We start from the raw sequence: 18,436 nt of genomic DNA, 5'->3' as shown, positions 1-18,436 counted from the left end.
CCACCGCCAGGGCTGCCGCCACTGCGTCCCGATCATGGATGACCGCGTGCACTCCGGCCTCGGCGAGGCGCGTCGCGATCGCCAGCCCGATGCCGCGCGCCGCGCCGGTGACGAGGGCGACGCGGCCCGAAAGTGCCCCCGCCATCAGCCGAGCAGCGGCTTCACGCGTGCGGTCGCATCGTCCATCGCCTGCTGCGCCGGCTTGCGGCCGAGCACGGCGGCCTGCGTTTCCTCGATGAAGATGTCGTGGGCGCGCGCCTGCTCGTCGAAGGCCGGCAGATGGATACGCGAGGCCTTTAGGGCGGCAGCCTCGGCGGCGGCATAGGGCATCGCCGCCTTCAGCTTCTCGTCGGCATAAGTCGAGATCCGCGCCGGGCCGTTGCCGTTGAGTGCCATCGCGGTCGTGCCGGCCTTCGAGGACAGGGCGCGGATGAACTCCCAGCTCAGCGGCTTCTGCTTCGCGTTCTTCGGGATCATCAGCGACCAGAATTCCACCGTCGGCGCGAAGGCGACCTTGCCGGCAAGGTCTGACGCCATCGGCGGCAGCAGCGACTTGAAGCGGCCGCCATACTTCCCCTTGGACGGATCGTTATAGGTGACCAGGCGGGCAAACGGATTGATCGTCATCGCTGCCCGGCCCTGCTGCATCCAGGTGGTGATCTCCTCGTTGTTCACCGTCGCGAAATTCCGCGGCAGCACGCCCGCCTTGTAGAAATCGGCAAGCAAGGTCAGCGTCTTCACCATCGGCGCCTCGGCCGCGACGATCTTCCCGTCACTCGTCATGTAGTCCCCGCCAAGACAGCGGGCGAGCGTCAGGAAATTGGAGGCGAAGACGGCGGTGAAGGCGAGTCCGTAGACCTGCGTGCCATCCTCGCGCTTGAAGGTGAGCTTTCGGGCGAGCTCCGTCAGCTCCTCGAAGCTCGTCGGGAGCTTGGTCACGCCCCGCTCCTCGAGCAGGGCCTCGTTGTAGATCAGCGCGTTCGTCGCATGGCGCACCGGGATGCCGTGCAGTGCGTCGCCGACCTTCAGGGGCGCGATCAGGCCGGGGGCGAAATCGTCGAAGGCCTCGATCGGCGCCTGTTTCATCAGGGCGTCGAGCGGCTCGAAGAGCTGAAGATTGCGCGGCACGGCGCGACCGTTGACGAGATAGGCGACGTCGATCGAGGTTTCCGACAGCGAGGCTTCGCGCAGCAGCCGCTCATGCACGGCATTGACGTCGCCGAAGGTGACCCAGCTGACATCCGCTCCGGCAGCCTTGCGGAAGGCCTCGGTCGCGTCGCCGCCGGGGCCCGTCGTCGCGGCCGTCTGGTGAACGCGGTGGCCAAGCGCGGTCAGCGTCTTCGCCTGGGCGAAGACGCTGCGCGGATAAAGCGCTGCGGCAGCGGCCGCGCCTGCAAGAGCGCCGAACCGGCGGCGCGAGATGCTGGATGTCATCGATTGTCCTCCGGGATATTGTGCCGGCGCTGTTGCCGCGCCGCTCTCTTTCAGGATCGTTCAAGCCGGCAGCAGTGGCTGGACGCGCTTGACCAGCGAAGCCATTGCATCTTCCGGCGACTTCATGCCGAGCACGGCCGCCTCCGCCTCCTCCTTGAAGAAGTCTCCGGCGCGGACGGCCTCGTCGAAGGCCGGCATCGGCACGCGTGCGACCTTGAGCACCTTCAGTTCCTCGGCCGCGTAGGGCACCGTGCCGGCGAAGCCCTGGTCGGCATAGGTCGAAGCCCGCACCGGGCCGTTTCCGTTGAGTGCGGCCTTCAGCGTCGCCTCCTTCGAAGCCATTGCCTTGATGAAGTTCCAGGCGAGGTCCTTGCGCCTGGCATTCTTCGGAATGACCATGCCCCAGAACTCGACCTTGGCCGGAGCTGCAGCGTATCTGCCTGCAAGCGTCTTCGAAGCCGGAACGGCGATCGTCTTGATCTTGCCGGGGAATTTCGACTTTTGCGGATCGTTGTAGATGCGGTTGCGGCCCATGCTCTGCAGGCTCATGGCGGCACGGCCCTGCTGCATCCAGACATTGACGTCCTCCGGCGAGAGCGTCGCGAAGCTGCGCGGGAAGGCATTGGCCTGGAAGAGCTCGCGCAACGTGCGAACCGCGTTCAGCATCGGCGGCTGGTCGGCCACGCATTTGAAATCCGGCGTGATGAACTCGCCGTCCCAGGCGCGGGCGAGGTCGATCACGTTGGGATAGGTCACGCCCGGCGTGCAGAGACCGACGACCTGCGTGCCATCAGAACGGCGGTAACTGCAGGCCTTCGCGATCTCGATCATCTCCTCGATCGTCGCCGGCGGCTTGGAAAAGCCCTTCTCGGCGAGGATTTCTTCGTTGTAGTGCAGGCCGGAGGAGGCGTGTCGGAACGGGATGGCGAGTTGCCTGCCGCCGACCTTCATGCCGTCCATCAGGCCGGGGAAGATGTCGGCGACGTCCTCGACCGGGTCCTTCTTCAGGTAGTCGTCGAGCGGCTCGAACAATGTCGCGGCCCGCGGCACGACCTGCGTGTTGACGACGAAGCCGACATCGACCGAGGTTTCGCCGAGGCTGGCCTCGCGGAACAGTCGCTCCTGCAGCGGGCCGGTGTCGAAGGTCGTCCACTGGACGGTGACGCCGTTCTTCTGTGCCCAGTCCCTTGTGATGTCGCCGCCCTGAGCACCGGTCGCGACCGTCTGCATGACGCGATGGGTGAACACGTTGAACGGGCCGGCCTGCGCCCGCGCGGCCCCGCCGAGCCCGGCGAAGCTCAATCCCAGGATGCCGGCCCCGAACTGCCTACGATCGAGCGTCGCCCTCTGGCTCATGGTGATCCTCCCTGTGGTTCGCGAGTTCCGCGATGGCGGCTTCAGCCGCTTCGAAATGCTTGTTCATGGCGCCTGCCGCGGCGGCGGGATCGCCTGCACGGATCGCCTCGACGACGCGGACATGCCGGTCGAAAGTCCGCTGCCAGTCGTCCGGCCCCCTCGCCTCGCGCGAATTGAAGATCTCCATGACCTCGCGGATGACAGGCCGCAGGCCGCGGATCTGGAAATCGAGCAGGCGATTGCCCGACGAGGCGGCGACAGCCTCGTGGAAATCGAGATCCGCCTCGATCCAGCGTGGCACATTGCCAAGCGCGTCCTCCATCCGGGCAAGGATGAGATCGAGCTTCTCGACATCCTCGGCCGAGCGACGCTCGGCGCTGTGGGCAGCGATAGGCGGCTCGAGGATGCGGCGCAGCTCCACCGCCTCGGTCAGGCCGTTGGCGCGGCCGCGCACCGCGAAGCGATAGAATCGGTCGAGCGGCGCGGCGTCGAGCGCCTGCACCCGCGTCGGCTTGCCCTGCTGGATATGGACGACGCCCATCGCCGCGAGCTGGCGGATGGCTTCGCGCGCGATCGGCTTGCTGACACCGAAGGAGGCCGCGATGCGGGCCTCCGAAGGGAGGGAATCGCCCGGCTTGAGCCGCCCGTCGTGAATCGCCTGCGTCAGGCGCTGGATCACGGCATCGCCGAGGCGCATCGGCACGACGTCGCCGCCGGCGAACAGGTCATCCTCATCCAGCACGGAACGGGCGGTGTCGCTCATCAAATTCCTCCGGCGGCGATCATTGACAGATGCCGCCTTCCTTGGCAACTGTGCAACCTATCAGATAAGTAGATGTCGTTCAGCGACACGTCTCGGGAGGGCCATGCCGCATGCCGGCCAGCCGCATCGCCAAAGTTGATGTCCATCCGCTGCGCGCGACCTTGCCCAAGGTCCAGCGAACCTCGCAGGGCGACTATCCCGCGATCGAGATCGTCGTGGTGGAGGTCCAGACCGAGGACGGCACTGTCGGCTTCGGCGAGGGGCTGTGCCGACGTGGCGCCGCCGGCTATGCACGCTTCATCGAGGAGGCGCTTGTTCCGCGCCTGATCGGGCGCGACGCGGCCGACCGGCGCGCATTGTGGAAGGCGATGCGGGCGGCGCTCTCCGGCCGGCCCGGTGGGCAGGTCGTCGAAGCGATCGCCGCGGTCGACATCGCGCTCTGGGACATCGCAGGGAAGCAGGCGAACCAGCCGATCCATCGCCTGCTCGGCGGCATGGGGCGCAAGGAGGTTGCGGCCTACGCCTCCTCGATCAACTGGCTCGACGATGCGACGGTCGAGGCAGAAGTGGCGGCGGCGCTCAAGGCCGGCTTCCGCGAGATCAAGGTCAAGCTCGGCCACCCTCTGCGTGATGCCGTGGCCCGCGCCAGGCTCGTGCGCCGGCTCGCCGGCGACGAGATCGCCCTCTATGTCGATGCGAACTGGGCCTATGACGTCGACGACGCGCTCATCGTCGGCCGCGCGCTCGCCGATCTCGGCTACGGCTTCTTCGAGGAGCCGATCGCCCCGCATGATCGCGAAGGCTATCGTCGCCTCGCCCAGCACCTGCCGATCCGGCTCGCGGCCGGCGAGAGCGACTTCGTGGCGGGCGAGGCCCTGGCGCTGCTGCAGGATCGTTCGCTCGGCTTGCTCCAGCCGGACGTCACCCGCTCCGGCGGCATCACCGAGACCTGGCGCATCGCCGAACTCGCCGCGACCTTCAACACCGCCTACGCCCCGCATGTCGGCTGGTCCGGCGCGATCTGCGTCGCCGCCAGCCTGCAACTCGCCGCGGCGGCAGAAAGCTTCCGCACCTTCGAGTGCATGGTCTACGAGAACCCGCTGCGGGATGCCTTCACGCGGCCGCTCGTCGGCGAGGGCTCGCAACTCGTCGACGGCAAGCTCGCGATCCCGCAGGGACCGGGGCTGGGCATCGAGATCGATCGCGAAGCCCTGAAGCACTTCAGGATCGCCTGATGACTGCGCGCACGCCTCTTTCGGCCATAGCCCTGGTTTCGCCGGTCCAGCTCATGATCGGCGGGATCATCTTCCTGCCGGCGCTCTATGTCTTCTGGCTGAGCCTCAACCAGTCCTCCTTCGGCCAGCAGGCAAGCTTCGTAGGCCTCGCCAACTACGCCAAGGTGCTGGCCGATCCGTATTTCTGGAAGGCGCTGCTCAACACCGTCATCGTCGTTGCCATCGTCGTGCATGTCGAATTGCTGATCGGGCTCGGCATGGCGCTGTTCTTCGCGTCCGGCGTGCCGTTCCGCCCTCTCCTGCTCGCCATCGTGCTCGCCCCCTATGCGGTCAGCGAGGTCTCTGCGGTGGTGATGTGGCGCTACCTGTTCGAGCCCGATGTCGGCATGATGAGCCGCCTCCTCGCCACGATCGGCCTGCCGCCGATCGAATGGGCGGTGAACCCGAGCCATGGCCTCGCCATGGTCAGCCTGCTCTCGATCTGGCTGCACCTGCCCTTCTCGTTCATCATCCTCTACGCCGCGCGGCTCTCGATCCCCAGCGATCTCTACGAGGCCGCCTCGATCGACGGCGCCTCCGGCTGGACCAGCTTCCGCCGGGTCACCCTGCCGCTGCTGATGCCGGCGCTGCTGATCGCGGCCTTGTTCCGCTACATCTTCGCCTTCCGGCTGTTCTCGGAGGTCTGGCTGATGACCGGCGGCGGGCCGGCGCGCTCGACCGAGGTGATGGCGGTCTATCTCTATCTGGAGGCCTTTCGCTACAACGCCTTCGGCTCGGCCGCCGCCACCGGCTGGCTGCTGGTGCTCGCCTCCCTCCTGCTCGCGCTGTTCTATCTGCGCCGGCTCTACCGGGAGATGTTCGCGCGTGCCTAAGCTCTCTCTGCCCAAGCTTTTGCGCCATTTCCTGAAACTGATCGGCGTGCTCGCGGTCGTCGCCTGGTCTCTGGTGCCGATCGCCCTGATCGCCATGTCCTCCTTCAAGGCCGATCGCGACATCTTCTCGATCACCGGGACCTTCTCCTTCGCCCCGACGCTGGCGAACTACCAGGCGTTGTGGAGCCGCTGGGGCGACTTCTTCTTCGGCCTGTGGAACAGCTTCCTCGTCACCGTCGGTGCGACCGTTCTGGCCGTCGGCGTTTCGCTGCTGGCGGGCTTCGCCTATTCGCGCTTCGCCTCGCGCGGCCTGCAGGCCTCGGCCTTCTTCCTGATCTTCATCCGGCTGATCCCGCCGATTGTGATCACGCTGCCGCTCTTCCCGGTGGTGAACTGGCTCGGGCTCAACGACACGCATTTCATCCTGATCCTGCTCTACGCGACCTTCTTCGTCTCGCTGGGCACCGTGGTGATGCGCACCTTCATCGACCAGATCCCGCGCGAGCTGGACGAAGCGGCGATGGTCGACGGCGCCTCGCAGATGCAGATCATCGCCCGCGTCATCCTGCCGATGGCGGCTCAGGGCATGCTGGCCGTCTCGGTCTTCGTCATCGTCTATGCATGGAACGAGTTCCTCTTCGCCTTCATCTTCACGACGACCAAGGCAAAGACCGCGCCGCTGGTGATCTCCGAGATGATCGGCGCCGTCGAGGGCGTCGAATGGGGCGTGCTCTTCGCCGCTTCCACCGTGCAGCTCGTGCCGGTGCTCGCCTTCGTCATCCTCATGCAGAAGCACCTCGTCGCGGGCCTCACCGCCGGCGCGGTCAAGGGGTAGGACCATGACCCAGCTCGACGACTTCAGACGCGCCATCCGCGAGAGCGATCCGCAACTCAGCCGATTCGACCCGTTGCCGAGGATCATCTGCCTCGACGACTTCGATCGCGGCATGTGCGGCTGGACCCAGCTCGTCGGCAATTACGAGGATACGCTGGACGCGATGCTGCCAGGCTATGCCCAGCACAGCCACGCCATGCTCTCGACCCTGCCGAACTGGGATTTCGGCTCGCATGGCGGCGTCGACGGCTCCTACGCGCTGAAGATCGCCACGCGGCCGAAGAAGGGCGCGCAGAACGTCGCGATCAAGCGCCTGACCTTCCGAAAGGCCGGGCCGATCCGCCTGGAGGCCTATTTCACCTTCAAGCCGGAGGCGACCGAGCTCGCGCTCTCGGAAACCGATATCCGCTCCTTCGGCTTCCTCTACGATCTACAGATCGGCGACACGTCGGGGCCGGGCGACCGGGTAATGCCGCATCTGCGCTTCCTCAATGCGCAGGACGGGCAACATATCCAGAAATGGCAGTTCAAGCGCAGGACGACGCCGATCAAGCCCATCGGTACCGCCGGGAAGACGATCACGCATTACCACCTTTCGCCCGACGACTGGGAGGATCTGCCGGGCGGCGAGCAGCGTCTCTGCTACAACGAGATCCCGACCAAGGTGAACTGGCACTACCTGCGCTTCGATTTCGACCTCGCCGCGATGCAGGCGACGCGCTTTCAGGTCAACGACCGCGTCTTCGCAATGGATGGCTTCGACTGCATCCGCATCCCCGCGATGAAGAACCTCTGGTGCATGTTGAACCTCGCCTTCTTCGCCGAGACCGACACCGACAAGCGCGCCTTCACCTATCTCGACTCCGTCTGCCTGTCGGGGGATTTCTGATGCTGCCCGAAAACCTGACCGCCGTCGTAGCCCGCAACGAGACCTGGAGCGGAACCAGCGCGACCGAACCTTACGAAGCCGGCTGGGCGAAGGAGGCGATCGTCTTCGTCCGCGCGCTGAAGGAGCCGAAAGGGCCGTTGCCCCGGGCCCGCGTTCAGATCTCGGCGGACGGCATGCACTGGTGCGACGAGGGCTCGGAGTTCGACCTGCCGGCGGCGAAGGACGCCGTCACCTTCAAGCGGCTGAATCATTTCGGCAATTTCCTGCGCGTCGCCGCAACTCTGCCGAATGGCTCGGAAATCACGGTGCTCGTGACGTTCCACCTGAAGGCTTGAGCGAGGGCTGGCGGAGAAGTCCGCACGGGCGACGGCAGGCTCAAAAATACAATTGTGTCATAAAACATTCATTTGTATGGTCCAGGGCAAAACCGCTGCCCCGCATGTGACGGAGGCAGACCGCCGCCCACGAGGGCGGCGTGCGCCGGAGGGAAGCCATGCAGCGGGTCGTCCAGATTTCCGACACCCATCTCAGCCCGACCAAGCGGCATTTCGTCGACAATTGGGCGCCGCTGACGACATGGCTTGCCTCCCGCGGTCCCGACCTCGTCGTTCATACCGGCGACGTCACCGTCGACGGTGCGGATGTCGACGAGGACATGCGCCATTGCCGCACCTTGCTCGACACATTGGGCGTGGCCGTGCTCAGCATCCCCGGCAATCACGATGTCGGCGAGGCCCATCATCCGCACCAGCCGGTGAATGACGCCCGCCTTGCCCGCTGGCGCGAACATATCGGCGATGACTTCTGGGTCCGCGACCTCGAAGACTGGCGGCTGCTCGGGCTCAACTCGATGCTGTTCGGCAGCGACGACGCCGAGGAACGGCGCCAGCTCGCCTGGCTCGACAGCCAGCTCTCCGAAGCGCAGGGGCGCCGCATCGGCTGGTTCCTGCACCGCCCGCTCTTCATCGATGCGCCGGATGAAGGCGACAAGGGCTACTGGAGCGTGCCGCCGCGGCCACGCGCGCACCTGCTCGATCTCGTGCGCCGTCACGACGTCGCCTTCATAGCCAGTGGCCATTTGCACCGCGCGCACGACTTCACGGTCGACGGCACCCGCTACATCTGGGGGCCGTCCTCCGGCTTCGTCGTCGGACCCGAACTGCAGCCGGGCATGGCCGGGACGAGCACGCTCGGCGCCGTTTCCTATCTCTTCGACGGCCGGGATTTCACGGCCGAGATCCACGAGATCCCCACGCTGAAGACGCTCTGGATCGATGACGTGATCCATGAGGTCTATCCGCCTCGCGCAGCCTGATCCATCCATCCGGCCGCCTCCGGGCGGTCTCGCGAGAACCGCCCACGAAGAGCCCTGAGGGCCGCAGAGAGGCGAATGACATGGCCAAGGTCGCACTGACATCGATCGCCAAATCCTTCGGGCAGACGAAGGTTCTCGGCGGCGTCGATCTCGACATCGCCGACGGCGAATTCCTGACGCTGGTCGGGCCATCAGGCTGCGGGAAGTCGACGCTGATCCGGATCATCGCCGGGCTCGAGCATCAGGACGCAGGCAGCGTGGCGATCGGCGGCAGCGGCGTCGACCACATGCGCCCGCATGAACGGCGCGTCGCGATGGTGTTCCAATCCTATGCGCTCTACCCGCATATGAGCGTGCGGGCGAACATCGCCCTGCCGCTGACGATGTCGCGCCTGCAGCTCTGGCAGCGCCTGCCCCTGCTGCGCCTCCTCTCCGCGCAGCGCCGGTCGGTGATGCGCGGCATCGGCGCGGATGTCGATGCAGTGGCGGCCCAGCTCCAGCTCGCCCATCTGCTGGACCGCAAGCCGGCCCAGCTCTCCGGCGGGCAGCGCCAGCGCGTCGCGCTCGGCCGCGCCATGGTTCGCAACCCGGACGTCTTCCTGATGGACGAGCCCCTGTCCAATCTCGACGCCAAGCTGCGCGTCCATATGCGGACCGAACTGGCGGAGCTCCACAAGCGCCTCGGCGCGACCTTCATCTACGTCACGCACGACCAGGTCGAGGCCATGACGATGTCCGACCGCGTCGCGATGATGGATGCGGGCTCGGTGTTGCAGCTGGGCACGCCATCGCAGCTCTACGAGAAGCCGGCCTCCCTGAAGGTCGCCCAGTTCATCGGCAGCCCAACCATCAATCTCCTGCCCGCGACGGTGATGGCCGGCGGCCGGCTCGAACTCTTCGGTCAGCCGCTGGCGCTTGCCGTCCCGCTGGCGCAGGGACAGGCGGTGGCTCTCGGCATCCGCTCCGAGGCGCTTTCGCTCGTCCCCGGCGAGGCCGGCGGGCGGGCCTCGTTCTCCGCCCGGCTGCGGCGCAAGGAGAATCTCGGCTCGGAATACATCCTGCATTTCGACCACGCCGGCCATGACGCCGTGAGCGTGACGATGCGCGCGACACCTGCCGTAGCCGCCGGCGTGGATGAGGCCACCGAGGTCAGGCTCGCCTTCGACGAGTCCGCAGCCCATGTGTTCGCGTCGGACGGCCAGCGCGTCGAACCGCGCGCGCATGGCATGGCGACCGGCTCCGTCGTGCAGCTGAGAGTCTGAGCATGACGATCGCTCTCGCATCTTCCGCGGGCTTCGCTCCGGCTGCACGCCGCAGGCTCTGGATCGAGCGCTTCACCGGCCTGGGCTTCGCGCTGCCCGCCTTCATTCTGCTCCTGCTGACGATCCTGCTGCCGCTGGCGGTGCTGCTCTGGCTCAGCCTGACGAATTACGAGTTCGGCGGGGTCGACATGGATTGGGTCGGGCTCGCCAACTTCCAGAAGGCGCTGGCCGACGCGACCATCCGGCGCTCGCTGGTCAACACGCTGGTCTATGTCGCGATCGTGGTGCCCGGCGGCGTGCTCGGCGCCCTCCTGATCGCGGTGCTGGTGCACCGGCGCAAGCGGACGCGGTCGCTTTACGAGGTCATCTACTTCCTGCCGGTGACTTCGACACTGATCGCGATGGCCACGGTCTGGCAGTTCCTGCTCCATCCTTCGCTCGGCCCGGTCAATGGCCTGCTGAAATGGCTCGGCGTCGGGCCGATCGCCTTCCTCAGCGAACCCTCGACCGCGCTCGCGACGCTGGCCGTGATCGGCATCTGGCAGCTCATCGGCTTCAACATGATCCTGTTCCTCGCCGGGCTGACCGCGATCCCGCGCGATCTCTACGAAGCCGCCGACATCGACGGCTGTTCGAGCGGGATCGACCGCTTCCTGACCATCACCTGGCCGCTGCTCGGGCCGACGACGATGTTCGTGCTGGTCACCACCATGATCACCGCCTTCAAGATCTTCGACACGGTGGCGGTGATGACGCGCGGCGGCCCGGTCGGCTCCACCGAGGTCCTGCTCTACAACATCTACCTCGAGGGCTTTCAGTACTTCCATACCGGCTATGCCGCGGCGCTGACCTTCATCTTCCTCGCCTTCATCCTCGTCTTCTCGGCCGTGCAGACCTTCGCCCTCGACAAGAAGGTGCACTACTGATGGCCGATCTCGCGCTCCCCGCCGCCGCCGCGCCCGTCCATTCGGTGATGCGTCGCTTCCTCTCGCTCGTGCTGATCCATGCCGTGCTGATAGCGGGCGCGATCTTCATGCTCGCGCCGTTCATCTGGATGCTGGTGACGTCGATCAAGCCGCCGGCCGAGATCTTCAGCGCCGAGATCTCGCTGTGGCCGAAGCAGTTCTACGGCCTGCAGAATTACGGGTTCGCCATGGAGAAGGCGCCGCTGCTGCGCTTCGCGCTGAACGGCGTCATCCTCTGCGCCGGCATCCTCGTGGTGCAGCTGCTGGTCGCCATACCCTGCGCCTACGCTCTGGCGAAGCTGAGCTTTCCCGGCCGCAACGCGCTTTTCGTGCTGGTGCTGCTCGGCCTCTGCATCCCCGTGCAGGTGCCGGCGATGCCGCTCTACATCGCGCTCGCCCAACTCGGCCTGCTCAACACCTATTTCTCGATGATGGTGCCGTTCTTCCTCTCGGTCTTCGCCATCTTCCTGTTCCGCCAGTTCTTCCGCAGCTTCCCCGACGACATCATCAACGCCGCCCGGCTCGACGGCATGAGCGAGTTCGAGATCGTCTGGCGCATCGTGACGCCCAGCGCCTGGCCGGCCATCGCCGCCTTCTCGGTCTTTTCGGCCGTGGCGCACTGGAACGACCTGTACTGGCCGCTGATCGTCATCTCCGACGCCAAGCTCGCGCCGCCGCCGCTCGGGATGATGTTCTTCGCCGATGCCGAGACCGGATCGAACTACGGCGCGCTGACGGCCGCCGCGACGATCCTGACCGCGCCGCTCGTCATCGCCTTCCTCGTCGCCCGGCGCCGGTTCATCGACGGCATCACCATGACCGGGGTGAAGTAGCCGGCCACGCGCGCCGCCCACCCCAGCAAGAGTTCAGGCCTGAAGCACCGCAAACCCGACAGCCACGCTGTCCATGCCAAGGAGATCACGCATGAAACCTCTCGGCAAAGTCCTTGCCGCGGCAGCAATGACCCTGGTTGCCTCGACTGCCGCCCGGGCCGAGCAAGTCACGCTCGACGTGCTCTACGCCTTCCCCGCCTTCGCCAAGTTCCACGAGCCGATCGCCGCGGAATTCATGAAGAAGCACCCGGACATCAAGATCAATTTCCGGGCTCCGGCGGCCAGCTATGACGAAGGCCATCAGGCGATGCTGCGCCAGTCCGTCACCAACCAGCTGCCGGACGTCTACTATTCCGGCTTCCACCTGCTGACCGAGCTCGTCGAAACCCTCGACAAGCGCAAGCAGGTCGTGGACCTCGGCCCGCTGCTGAAGGGCGAGCCCGAAGCCTGGCGCAAGGCCAATTATTCCGACGCCCTGCTCTCGCTCGGCCAGGTCGGCGGCAAGCAGGCGGGCCTCGCCTTCAACGCCTCGACGCCGCTGATGTATTTCAACGCCGAGCTCGTGAAGAAGGCCGGTGGCGACCCGGAGAAGATGCCCGACAACTGGGCCGACATCGTCGCGCTCGCAAAGAAGATCCGCAGTGGCGACACTGCCGGCATGGCCTACAACATCCATGACTGGCCGGATGACTGGCTCTGGCGCGGCATGGTCCTGCAGGGCGGCCATTCGATGCTCGCGTCCGACGGCAAGAAGGTCGCCTTCGGCGGCGAGACCGGTGAGAAGACGCTCGCGACGCTGCGCAGCTTCGTCACCGAGGGCGGCATGCCGCTGATCGACTGGGACCAGTCGCGGCAGCAGTTCATCGCCGGCAAGATCGGCATCTTCTTCGACACCCCGGCTCGCCTGCGCCAGGTCACCGACCTGATCGGCGACCGCTTCACGCTCAAGACCGCGCTATTCCCCATCGACGACAAGGCCAAGGGCAAGCTGCCCACCGGCGGCAATGCAGCGCTGATCACCGCCAAGGATGCTGCCAAGCAGAAGGCGGCCTGGGAGTTCATCAAGTTCGTGACCGGACCGGAAGCCCAGAAGATCGTCGTCGAGACCGCCGGCTACATGCCGACCAATCTGCGCGCCGGCGAGGACGCATTCCTCGGGCCGTTCTACAAGGAGAATGCCAATTTCCGCACGATCAACGGCCAGGTCTCCCGCGCTGCGCCGTGGGAAGGCTATCCGGGCGGCAATTCCGTGCGCATCTGGCGCCAGCAGCGCGAGGTCATCGCGGGCGTGATGCGCGGCGAGGTCCAGCCAAAGGCCGGCATCGAGCGCATCGTCTCCGAGACCGAAGCCCTGATGAAGTGAGCGGTCGCGCCTCGGCGCCCGCAAGCCGCCCGATCTTTCCAGGATCGGGCGGTCCCTTTTTTCCCGCGATCGGACGTTCCGCGATGATCATCGCCCAGCTCAGCGACTTCCACGCCCGCCCCAATGGCCGCCCCGCCTACGGCATCGTCGAGACCAACCCGGCGATCGAACTTGCCGTGGACGAGATCCTGAAGCTGGAACCGCGGCCCGATTGCGTACTTGTCACCGGAGACCTCTCCGATTGCGGCCTGCCGGAGGAATACGGCATCGTCCGCGCGGCACTGCGGCGCTTGCCGATGCCGGTCTACGTCATTCCCGGCAACCACGACCGCCGCGATACCTTCGCCGCGGAACTGGGGCCAGACTTCGCCTACCTGCCGAAGGCGGGCTTCCTGCATTACGTGATCGACGATTTTCCGGTGCGGCTGATCGGGCTCGACACGGTCGTAGCCGGCGAGGATGGGGGCGAAATCTGTCCTGCGCGCGAGGCCTGGCTCGCCGACCAGCTCGCCCGGGGACAGGGCAGGCCGACGGTCATCTTCATGCATCACCCGCCCTTCCCCGTCGGCGTCGACGGCATGGATGTGATGCCCTGCCGCGTCTCGCGGGGCTTCGCTGGCCTGATCGCCGATCATCCCGAGATCGAGCGCGTGCTCTGCGGCCATTACCACCGGCCGATCCAGCTGCGTTTCGCCGGGACCGTCGGCTATGTCGCGCCGGGCACGGCCCATCAGGTCGCGCTCGATCTCAGGCCAGGCACGGAGAACAGGTTCGTGATGGAGCCCCCGGCGCTGGCACTCCATGTGTGGAAGCCCGGTCTCGGCCTCGTCAGCCATCTCCAGCCGATCGGCGACTATGGTCCACGCCGGGACTTCGTGCTCGACCCCGCCTATCCCGGAAAGCCGAATACGGTGCCTGCACAATGACCGAGCCTCGCCTTCTCGCCCTGCTCGGCCGGGCCGACGCTCTCGCCCGCCGGGCCGGCGAGGTGCTCGTCCGGATGCAGGGAGCCGAGCTCGACGTCACCCGCAAGGAGCTGAACGACGTGGTCACGGCGGCAGACCTGGCCTCCGAGCGCCTCGTCATCGAGGGCCTTCGCGCCTTGACGCCCGATGCCGCCATCCTGTCGGAGGAGGCCGGCTTCTCGGGCTCGGAGCAGGCACCCCGCTGGGTCATCGATCCGCTGGACGGAACGGTAAATTATGCCGGCGGCCTGCCCTGGTTCTCGGTCACCATGGCCTATCAGGAGCAGGGCCGCACCGTGCTCGGCCTGACCCATGCGCCGCTCGCCGGACTCACCGCATGCTTTGCCGAAGGCGGCATTGCGACGGTCGACGGACAGGCGGCGCACACCTCGGCCACGTCGCGCCTGAGCGACGCCATCGTCTCGATCTGCCTCACGTCGCATTACACCGCCGAGGAGGCGAACCGGACAAGCGACGTCATCCGCCGTCTCGCCGGCCTGTGCCGGGGCGTGCGGATCATCGTCTCCGGCGGGCTGGAGATGTCGCTCGTGGCGGCCGGCCGGCTCGACGCCTTCATCGGCCTCAAGGCCGATATCGTCTCGCATGCCGCTGCGATGCCGCTGGTGCGGGCCGCCGGCGGCAAGGTAACGACTGTCGGCGGCCGGGAATCGCGCGACGAAGACCTGGAAAAGGTCGTTAGCAACGGCATGATCCACGACGAACTGTTGCAGGCGATCCGCGGCGCCTGAGACACTGCTGTCAGGCGGGCGCCGGGCTCTCCAGCACCGCGGCCGCCGCGTCTTCGTCCGTGATCAGCACCGAGGCCAGATTCCCACGCAGGGTGGCCGCGATGACCTCCGCCTTGTTGACCCCGCCGGAGGCGAGGATCACGGTCGGTATCCGTCTCAGAGCCTCGAGCGGCAGGGCGATGGCGCGCCGGTTGATCGGATGCGCGATGGCCCGGCCACTGCGGTCGATGAACTGGCCGAGCATGTCGCCGACCGCTCCCGCCTCCGCCAGCTCCGTGACGCGCACGTCCCCCGGCAGTCCGTATCGAACCAGCAGCGAGCGTTCGCTCAGATCGCCGGCGCTGAGGATCGCGACGTCCGTCGCCCTGATCCGGGCAAAGGCGGCCTCGAACACGTCCTGCTCCAGGATGGTGTCGCGCGACTGCGGAGCCCCGGCATAGATCGGCGCCGCCAGATAATGGCATTCAGCCTGCCAGAGCCGCGCGAAGTGGCTGGCGATCTCGAAGGTATTGATCTCGATGCCATAGGTCAGCCCGCCCATCATCGAGGTGACCGAGAGGTCGCGATATTGTCCGGCGCGGACATGCCGAATGGTCTCCCTGAGCGTGCCGCCCCAGCCCACTCCGAAGACTCCCGAGGGCTTCTCCTCGACGACCCGCGACACGAAATCGCCGGCGGCCTTGCCGACCTGGACCGCGATCTGGTCGGGATCGGCGGGGCTGGGGACGACGATCGCGTCCTTCAGGCCGAACTTCGCGACCAGCGCACGCTCGAGCCGGACACAGCTCTCCAGCCGGGAGTTGATGGTGATGTTGACCAGCCCGCTGCTGCGCGCCTCGACCAGGAGCCGGTTGACGCGCAATCGCGTCATCTTCAGCCGGTCCGCGATCTCCGCCTGGGTGAGCCCTTCCATGTAATAGAGCCAGGCAGCTCGAACTTGCGTCTGCGGTTCCTCCGGCATGTCGATATCCTGATGCGATGAAAGCCGCCCAGGCGGCGGCGGTCGGCTCTGTCGTCGAACGTGGCCTGCTTCGCTTTCACAGGCCCCAGGAACGCGAGGAGCCGAGCAGCATCATGCTTGACGCAAACCAATGTAAATCACAAAATACATTTGCATAAGATCTTTCACATATCGAGTGGCGACCCTCCATGTCCCATGCCGTCTTCCTCCACGCCGCAGGCGATGCCCGCGTCGCGCCGTTCAATCTACGCGAAGGAGCGAGCGGCGAAACCCTGCTCGATGTCGCCGCGGTCGGCCTCTGCGGCAGCGACCTGCACTACTACAAGGATGGCGGCATCGGCTCGGCCGTGATCGCGGCGCCGTTCGTTCCCGGCCATGAATTCAGCGGCTGGCTGACGGAGGATCTGCCGGAAATCGGCCTCACGCGCGGCGCCCTCGTCGCCGTCGACCCCAACCAGGCCTGCGGCCATTGCGAGCATTGCCGGAGCGGGCATCCAAACCTCTGTCCCGAAGTCGTCTTCATCGGGGCTCCCCCACATGACGGGGCCATGACGGAACGGATCTGGGTGCCGAAATCGCAGATCGTGCCGGTGCCGGAGAGCTTCTCACCCAGCGAGGCGGTGATGCTCGAGCCACTCGGCGTCGCGATCCACGCGGTGGACCTGGCGAGACCCCGCCTGCTCGAACGGGTGGCGCTGATCGGCTGCGGCCCGATCGGCCTGTTGATTCTCCAGGTGCTGCGGACCGCCGGGGTCGGCGAGATCCTCGCTTGCGATCCGCAGCCGCATCGCCGCGAACTCGCGCTCAAGCTCGGCGCGAGCAAGGCCGGGACCAGCGTCGACGATATCGCCGAATGGACGAAGGGCGAGGGCCTGCCGCTGGTGATCGAGGCGACCAATGCGCCCGAGGGATTCCGCGACGCCATCCGCGCGGCCCGCATCGGTGGCCGCGTCGTGCTGGTCGGCATTCCCGACGGCGACAGCTATGTGATCCCCGCTGCGGAAGCCCGCAGGCGCGGGCTCAACATCAAGTTCTCGCGCCGCATGGGCCATGTCTATCCGCGCGCTATCGAGCTGGTGGCGCTTGGCAAGGTCGATGTCGAGGCCGTGGTCAGCCACCGCTTCCCGCTTGCCGAGGGGCCGGCCGCCTTCCGTCGCCATGCCGCAAATGAGGCTGGCATGGTGAAGAGCATGATCTATCCGGGCGGGCTGCCCCGCGACCATCGCTGAGATCATGCTCGGATGAACCACGGGCCCTGATGTGACTTTCATCGGCATCGATCTCGGAACCTCGTCCGCCAAGGCCGTACTGGTCGACGACCAGGAGCGCGTTCTCGCCACGACGACACGAGAGCTTGCCGTCGCGCGCCCGGCCCCGCTCCGGTCGGAGCAGGACCCCGCCGACTGGATTACCGCCACCCTGGACGCCTTGCGCGGCCTGCACGCGGCCGAACCCGAGGCCTTCCGTCGCTGCGCGGGCATAGGCCTCTCCGGCCAGATGCATGGCGCCGTTCTGCTCGACGAGCGGGATCGCCCCTTGCGCCCCTGCATCCTCTGGAACGACGGACGCGCCGCGGCTGAATGCGCCGAGATCGAGTCGCGCGAGCCCGATTCCCGCGCCGTCACCGGCAATATCGCCATGCCCGGCTTCACCGCGCCCAAGCTCCTCTGGGTGCGTACGCACGAGCCCGAGATCTTCCGGCGCACGCGCAAGGTCCTCCTGCCGAAGGCCTATCTGCGCCTCTTCCTGACGGGTGAAGCGATCGAGGACATGTCCGATGCGTCCGGCACGCTCTGGCTGGATACCGGGAGTCGCGACTGGTCCGGCCGGATGCTGGCTGCGACAGGTCTCGATCGCAGCCACATGCCCGCGCTTGTCGAGGGCTCGCAGCCCACCTGCCACATGCGCCCTGAACTCAGTCGCGAGCTCGGCTTCCACGCGCCGCCGCTCTTCGCCGGCGGCGCGGGAGACAACGCCGCCGGCGCGATCGGGCTGGGGGCGGTCGCGCCGGGCAGCTGCTTCCTGTCGCTGGGCACATCGGGGGTCCTTTGGCGGACCACCGCGGGCTTCCAGCCACGCCCCGCCAGCGCCGTTCATGCGTTCTGCCATGCCCTGCCGAGGCGCTGGCATCAGATGTCGGTCCATCTCTCGGCAGCAGCGAGCCTGAGCTGGTGGGCCTCGATCAGCGGGCAGTCCGAAGCCAGCTTGCTGGGGGAACTCGGCCAGCAGGCAAGGCAGCCCTCGCCGGTCCTCTTCACGCCCTATCTCTCCGGTGAGCGCACGCCTTACAACGATCCGCTGATGCGTGGCGGCTTTGCCGGCCTCGGCCACGAGGCCGATCGCCCGGCGATGACCCAGGCCGTGCTGGAAGGCGTCGCCTTCGCCTTCAGGGACGGCAAGGAGGCGCTGGAGGTGGACGCCGCGCCGATCGACAAGGCCACGGTCATCGGCGGCGGCGCGCGTTCGGATGCCTGGCTGTCGATCCTCGCCGATGTCCTGGACATGCCGCTGACGCGCCATCGTCAGGCCGAGGCCGGCGCCGCCTTCGGTGCCGCGCGCCTCGCCCGCCTGGCCTGCACCGGCGAAGACCCCGATGCGGTCTGCACACCGCCATCGGGCGAAGCCGATATCGCCCTGCC

The 18,436-nt window shown here is 66.8% G+C and carries 19 protein-coding genes; 14 read left to right on the top strand and 5 right to left on the bottom strand.

What is annotated here, in order from left to right:
* From ACIPIA_RS01105 to ACIPIA_RS01090, 4 genes are all read right to left on the bottom strand, one after another.
* The coding region (locus tag ACIPIA_RS01105) for an SDR family NAD(P)-dependent oxidoreductase (protein WP_400505844.1) at positions 1-145 on the bottom strand (145 nt) is incomplete at its 3' end.
* Positions 145-1,434, bottom strand: coding sequence for an ABC transporter substrate-binding protein (locus tag ACIPIA_RS01100; RefSeq protein WP_400505840.1), 1,290 nt, complete (start codon positions 1,432-1,434; stop codon positions 145-147). The genes ACIPIA_RS01100 and ACIPIA_RS01105, both read right to left, overlap by 1 nt.
* 60 nt (positions 1,435-1,494) lie before the next feature.
* Positions 1,495-2,790, bottom strand: a complete 1,296-nt coding sequence (locus ACIPIA_RS01095; RefSeq protein ID WP_400505838.1) for an ABC transporter substrate-binding protein — start codon at positions 2,788-2,790, stop codon at positions 1,495-1,497.
* Positions 2,762-3,553, bottom strand: coding sequence for a FadR/GntR family transcriptional regulator (locus ACIPIA_RS01090; protein ID WP_400505836.1), 792 nt, complete (start codon positions 3,551-3,553; stop codon positions 2,762-2,764). Before ACIPIA_RS01090 ends, ACIPIA_RS01095 begins: the two co-directional genes overlap by 29 nt.
* 110 nt (positions 3,554-3,663) lie before the next feature.
* On the opposite strand from ACIPIA_RS01090, the gene ACIPIA_RS01085 reads away from it, so the two are divergent.
* The 12 genes from ACIPIA_RS01085 (at position 3,664) to ACIPIA_RS01030 (ending at position 14,836) form a co-directional block, all read left to right on the top strand.
* Positions 3,664-4,788 (top strand): mandelate racemase/muconate lactonizing enzyme family protein, encoded by a 1,125-nt coding sequence (locus tag ACIPIA_RS01085; RefSeq protein ID WP_400505834.1) that lies wholly within the window; start codon positions 3,664-3,666, stop codon positions 4,786-4,788.
* Complete coding sequence (locus ACIPIA_RS01080; protein WP_400505833.1) at positions 4,788-5,660, top strand: carbohydrate ABC transporter permease; 873 nt, start codon at positions 4,788-4,790, stop codon at positions 5,658-5,660. The genes ACIPIA_RS01085 and ACIPIA_RS01080 overlap by 1 nt, the downstream gene beginning before the upstream one ends.
* Positions 5,653-6,495 (top strand): carbohydrate ABC transporter permease, encoded by an 843-nt coding sequence (locus ACIPIA_RS01075; RefSeq protein WP_400505832.1) that lies wholly within the window; start codon positions 5,653-5,655, stop codon positions 6,493-6,495. Before ACIPIA_RS01080 ends, ACIPIA_RS01075 begins: the two co-directional genes overlap by 8 nt.
* Positions 6,496-6,499: 4 nt before the next feature.
* Entirely contained in the window at positions 6,500-7,384 is an 885-nt protein-coding gene (locus ACIPIA_RS01070; RefSeq protein ID WP_400505830.1) for a DUF6772 family protein, read from the top strand.
* Positions 7,384-7,719 (top strand): hypothetical protein, encoded by a 336-nt coding sequence (locus ACIPIA_RS01065; RefSeq protein ID WP_400505828.1) that lies wholly within the window; start codon positions 7,384-7,386, stop codon positions 7,717-7,719. Before ACIPIA_RS01070 ends, ACIPIA_RS01065 begins: the two co-directional genes overlap by 1 nt.
* Positions 7,720-7,877: 158 nt before the next feature.
* Positions 7,878-8,699: a metallophosphoesterase family protein gene (locus ACIPIA_RS01060; protein WP_400505826.1), complete on the top strand. Its 822-nt coding sequence runs from the start codon at positions 7,878-7,880 to the stop codon at positions 8,697-8,699.
* 80 nt (positions 8,700-8,779) lie between these two features.
* Positions 8,780-9,961: an ABC transporter ATP-binding protein gene (locus ACIPIA_RS01055; RefSeq protein WP_400505824.1), complete on the top strand. Its 1,182-nt coding sequence runs from the start codon at positions 8,780-8,782 to the stop codon at positions 9,959-9,961.
* A gap of 2 nt (positions 9,962-9,963) precedes the next feature.
* Positions 9,964-10,887, top strand: a complete 924-nt coding sequence (locus tag ACIPIA_RS01050) for a carbohydrate ABC transporter permease (protein WP_400505822.1) — start codon at positions 9,964-9,966, stop codon at positions 10,885-10,887.
* Between the two features lie 47 nt (positions 10,888-10,934).
* The gene (locus ACIPIA_RS01045; protein WP_400505842.1) at positions 10,935-11,759 is read left to right on the top strand and encodes a carbohydrate ABC transporter permease; all 825 of its coding nucleotides are present in this window, start codon (positions 10,935-10,937) and stop codon (positions 11,757-11,759) included.
* 91 nt (positions 11,760-11,850) lie between these two features.
* On the top strand, positions 11,851-13,122 hold the full coding sequence (locus ACIPIA_RS01040; protein ID WP_400505820.1) for an extracellular solute-binding protein: 1,272 nt from the start codon (positions 11,851-11,853) through the stop codon (positions 13,120-13,122).
* An 83-nt stretch (positions 13,123-13,205) separates the two neighbouring features.
* Complete coding sequence (locus tag ACIPIA_RS01035; RefSeq protein ID WP_400505819.1) at positions 13,206-14,048, top strand: phosphodiesterase; 843 nt, start codon at positions 13,206-13,208, stop codon at positions 14,046-14,048.
* The gene (locus ACIPIA_RS01030) at positions 14,045-14,836 is read left to right on the top strand and encodes an inositol monophosphatase family protein (protein ID WP_400505817.1); all 792 of its coding nucleotides are present in this window, start codon (positions 14,045-14,047) and stop codon (positions 14,834-14,836) included. The genes ACIPIA_RS01035 and ACIPIA_RS01030 overlap by 4 nt, the downstream gene beginning before the upstream one ends.
* 10 nt (positions 14,837-14,846) lie before the next feature.
* Here the strand turns inward: ACIPIA_RS01030 and ACIPIA_RS01025 are convergent, their stop codons facing one another.
* On the bottom strand, positions 14,847-15,797 hold the full coding sequence (locus tag ACIPIA_RS01025) for a sugar-binding transcriptional regulator (protein ID WP_400505815.1): 951 nt from the start codon (positions 15,795-15,797) through the stop codon (positions 14,847-14,849).
* Positions 15,798-15,985: 188 nt separating this feature from the next.
* Between ACIPIA_RS01025 and ACIPIA_RS01020 the strand changes: the two genes are divergently transcribed.
* Together ACIPIA_RS01020 and xylB are read left to right on the top strand one after the other, a co-directional pair.
* Positions 15,986-17,026, top strand: a complete 1,041-nt coding sequence (locus ACIPIA_RS01020) for a zinc-dependent alcohol dehydrogenase (RefSeq protein ID WP_400505813.1) — start codon at positions 15,986-15,988, stop codon at positions 17,024-17,026.
* A 31-nt stretch (positions 17,027-17,057) separates the two neighbouring features.
* A partial coding sequence (gene xylB / locus ACIPIA_RS01015; RefSeq protein WP_400505811.1) for a xylulokinase occupies positions 17,058-18,436 on the top strand: 1,379 nt, incomplete at its 3' end.

The organism is Allobosea sp. CER48, from assembly GCF_044752385.1.
In the GTDB taxonomy this organism is placed as follows: domain Bacteria; phylum Pseudomonadota; class Alphaproteobacteria; order Rhizobiales; family Beijerinckiaceae; genus Allobosea.
Note: the sequence above shows the minus strand (reverse complement) of the source record. Positions and strands in the feature narration are given on the sequence as shown.

What these genes read in the sequence shown, in the direction of transcription:
- ACIPIA_RS01100 (WP_400505840.1), bottom strand. Translation starts at nt 1,434, where the DNA reads ATGACATCCAGCATCTCGCGCCGCCGGTTCGGCGCTCTTGCAGGCGCG.
- ACIPIA_RS01085 (WP_400505834.1), top strand. Translation starts at nt 3,664, where the DNA reads ATGCCGGCCAGCCGCATCGCCAAAGTTGATGTCCATCCGCTGCGCGCG.
- ACIPIA_RS01090 (WP_400505836.1), bottom strand. Translation starts at nt 3,553, where the DNA reads ATGAGCGACACCGCCCGTTCCGTGCTGGATGAGGATGACCTGTTCGCC.
- ACIPIA_RS01095 (WP_400505838.1), bottom strand. Translation starts at nt 2,790, where the DNA reads ATGAGCCAGAGGGCGACGCTCGATCGTAGGCAGTTCGGGGCCGGCATC.
- ACIPIA_RS01030 (WP_400505817.1), top strand. Translation starts at nt 14,045, where the DNA reads ATGACCGAGCCTCGCCTTCTCGCCCTGCTCGGCCGGGCCGACGCTCTC.
- ACIPIA_RS01045 (WP_400505842.1), top strand. Translation starts at nt 10,935, where the DNA reads ATGCGTCGCTTCCTCTCGCTCGTGCTGATCCATGCCGTGCTGATAGCG.
- ACIPIA_RS01065 (WP_400505828.1), top strand. Translation starts at nt 7,384, where the DNA reads ATGCTGCCCGAAAACCTGACCGCCGTCGTAGCCCGCAACGAGACCTGG.
- ACIPIA_RS01055 (WP_400505824.1), top strand. Translation starts at nt 8,780, where the DNA reads ATGGCCAAGGTCGCACTGACATCGATCGCCAAATCCTTCGGGCAGACG.
- ACIPIA_RS01020 (WP_400505813.1), top strand. Translation starts at nt 15,986, where the DNA reads ATGTCCCATGCCGTCTTCCTCCACGCCGCAGGCGATGCCCGCGTCGCG.
- ACIPIA_RS01035 (WP_400505819.1), top strand. Translation starts at nt 13,206, where the DNA reads ATGATCATCGCCCAGCTCAGCGACTTCCACGCCCGCCCCAATGGCCGC.
- ACIPIA_RS01070 (WP_400505830.1), top strand. Translation starts at nt 6,500, where the DNA reads ATGACCCAGCTCGACGACTTCAGACGCGCCATCCGCGAGAGCGATCCG.
- ACIPIA_RS01080 (WP_400505833.1), top strand. Translation starts at nt 4,788, where the DNA reads ATGACTGCGCGCACGCCTCTTTCGGCCATAGCCCTGGTTTCGCCGGTC.
- ACIPIA_RS01040 (WP_400505820.1), top strand. Translation starts at nt 11,851, where the DNA reads ATGAAACCTCTCGGCAAAGTCCTTGCCGCGGCAGCAATGACCCTGGTT.
- ACIPIA_RS01025 (WP_400505815.1), bottom strand. Translation starts at nt 15,797, where the DNA reads ATGCCGGAGGAACCGCAGACGCAAGTTCGAGCTGCCTGGCTCTATTAC.
- ACIPIA_RS01060 (WP_400505826.1), top strand. Translation starts at nt 7,878, where the DNA reads ATGCAGCGGGTCGTCCAGATTTCCGACACCCATCTCAGCCCGACCAAG.
- ACIPIA_RS01050 (WP_400505822.1), top strand. Translation starts at nt 9,964, where the DNA reads ATGACGATCGCTCTCGCATCTTCCGCGGGCTTCGCTCCGGCTGCACGC.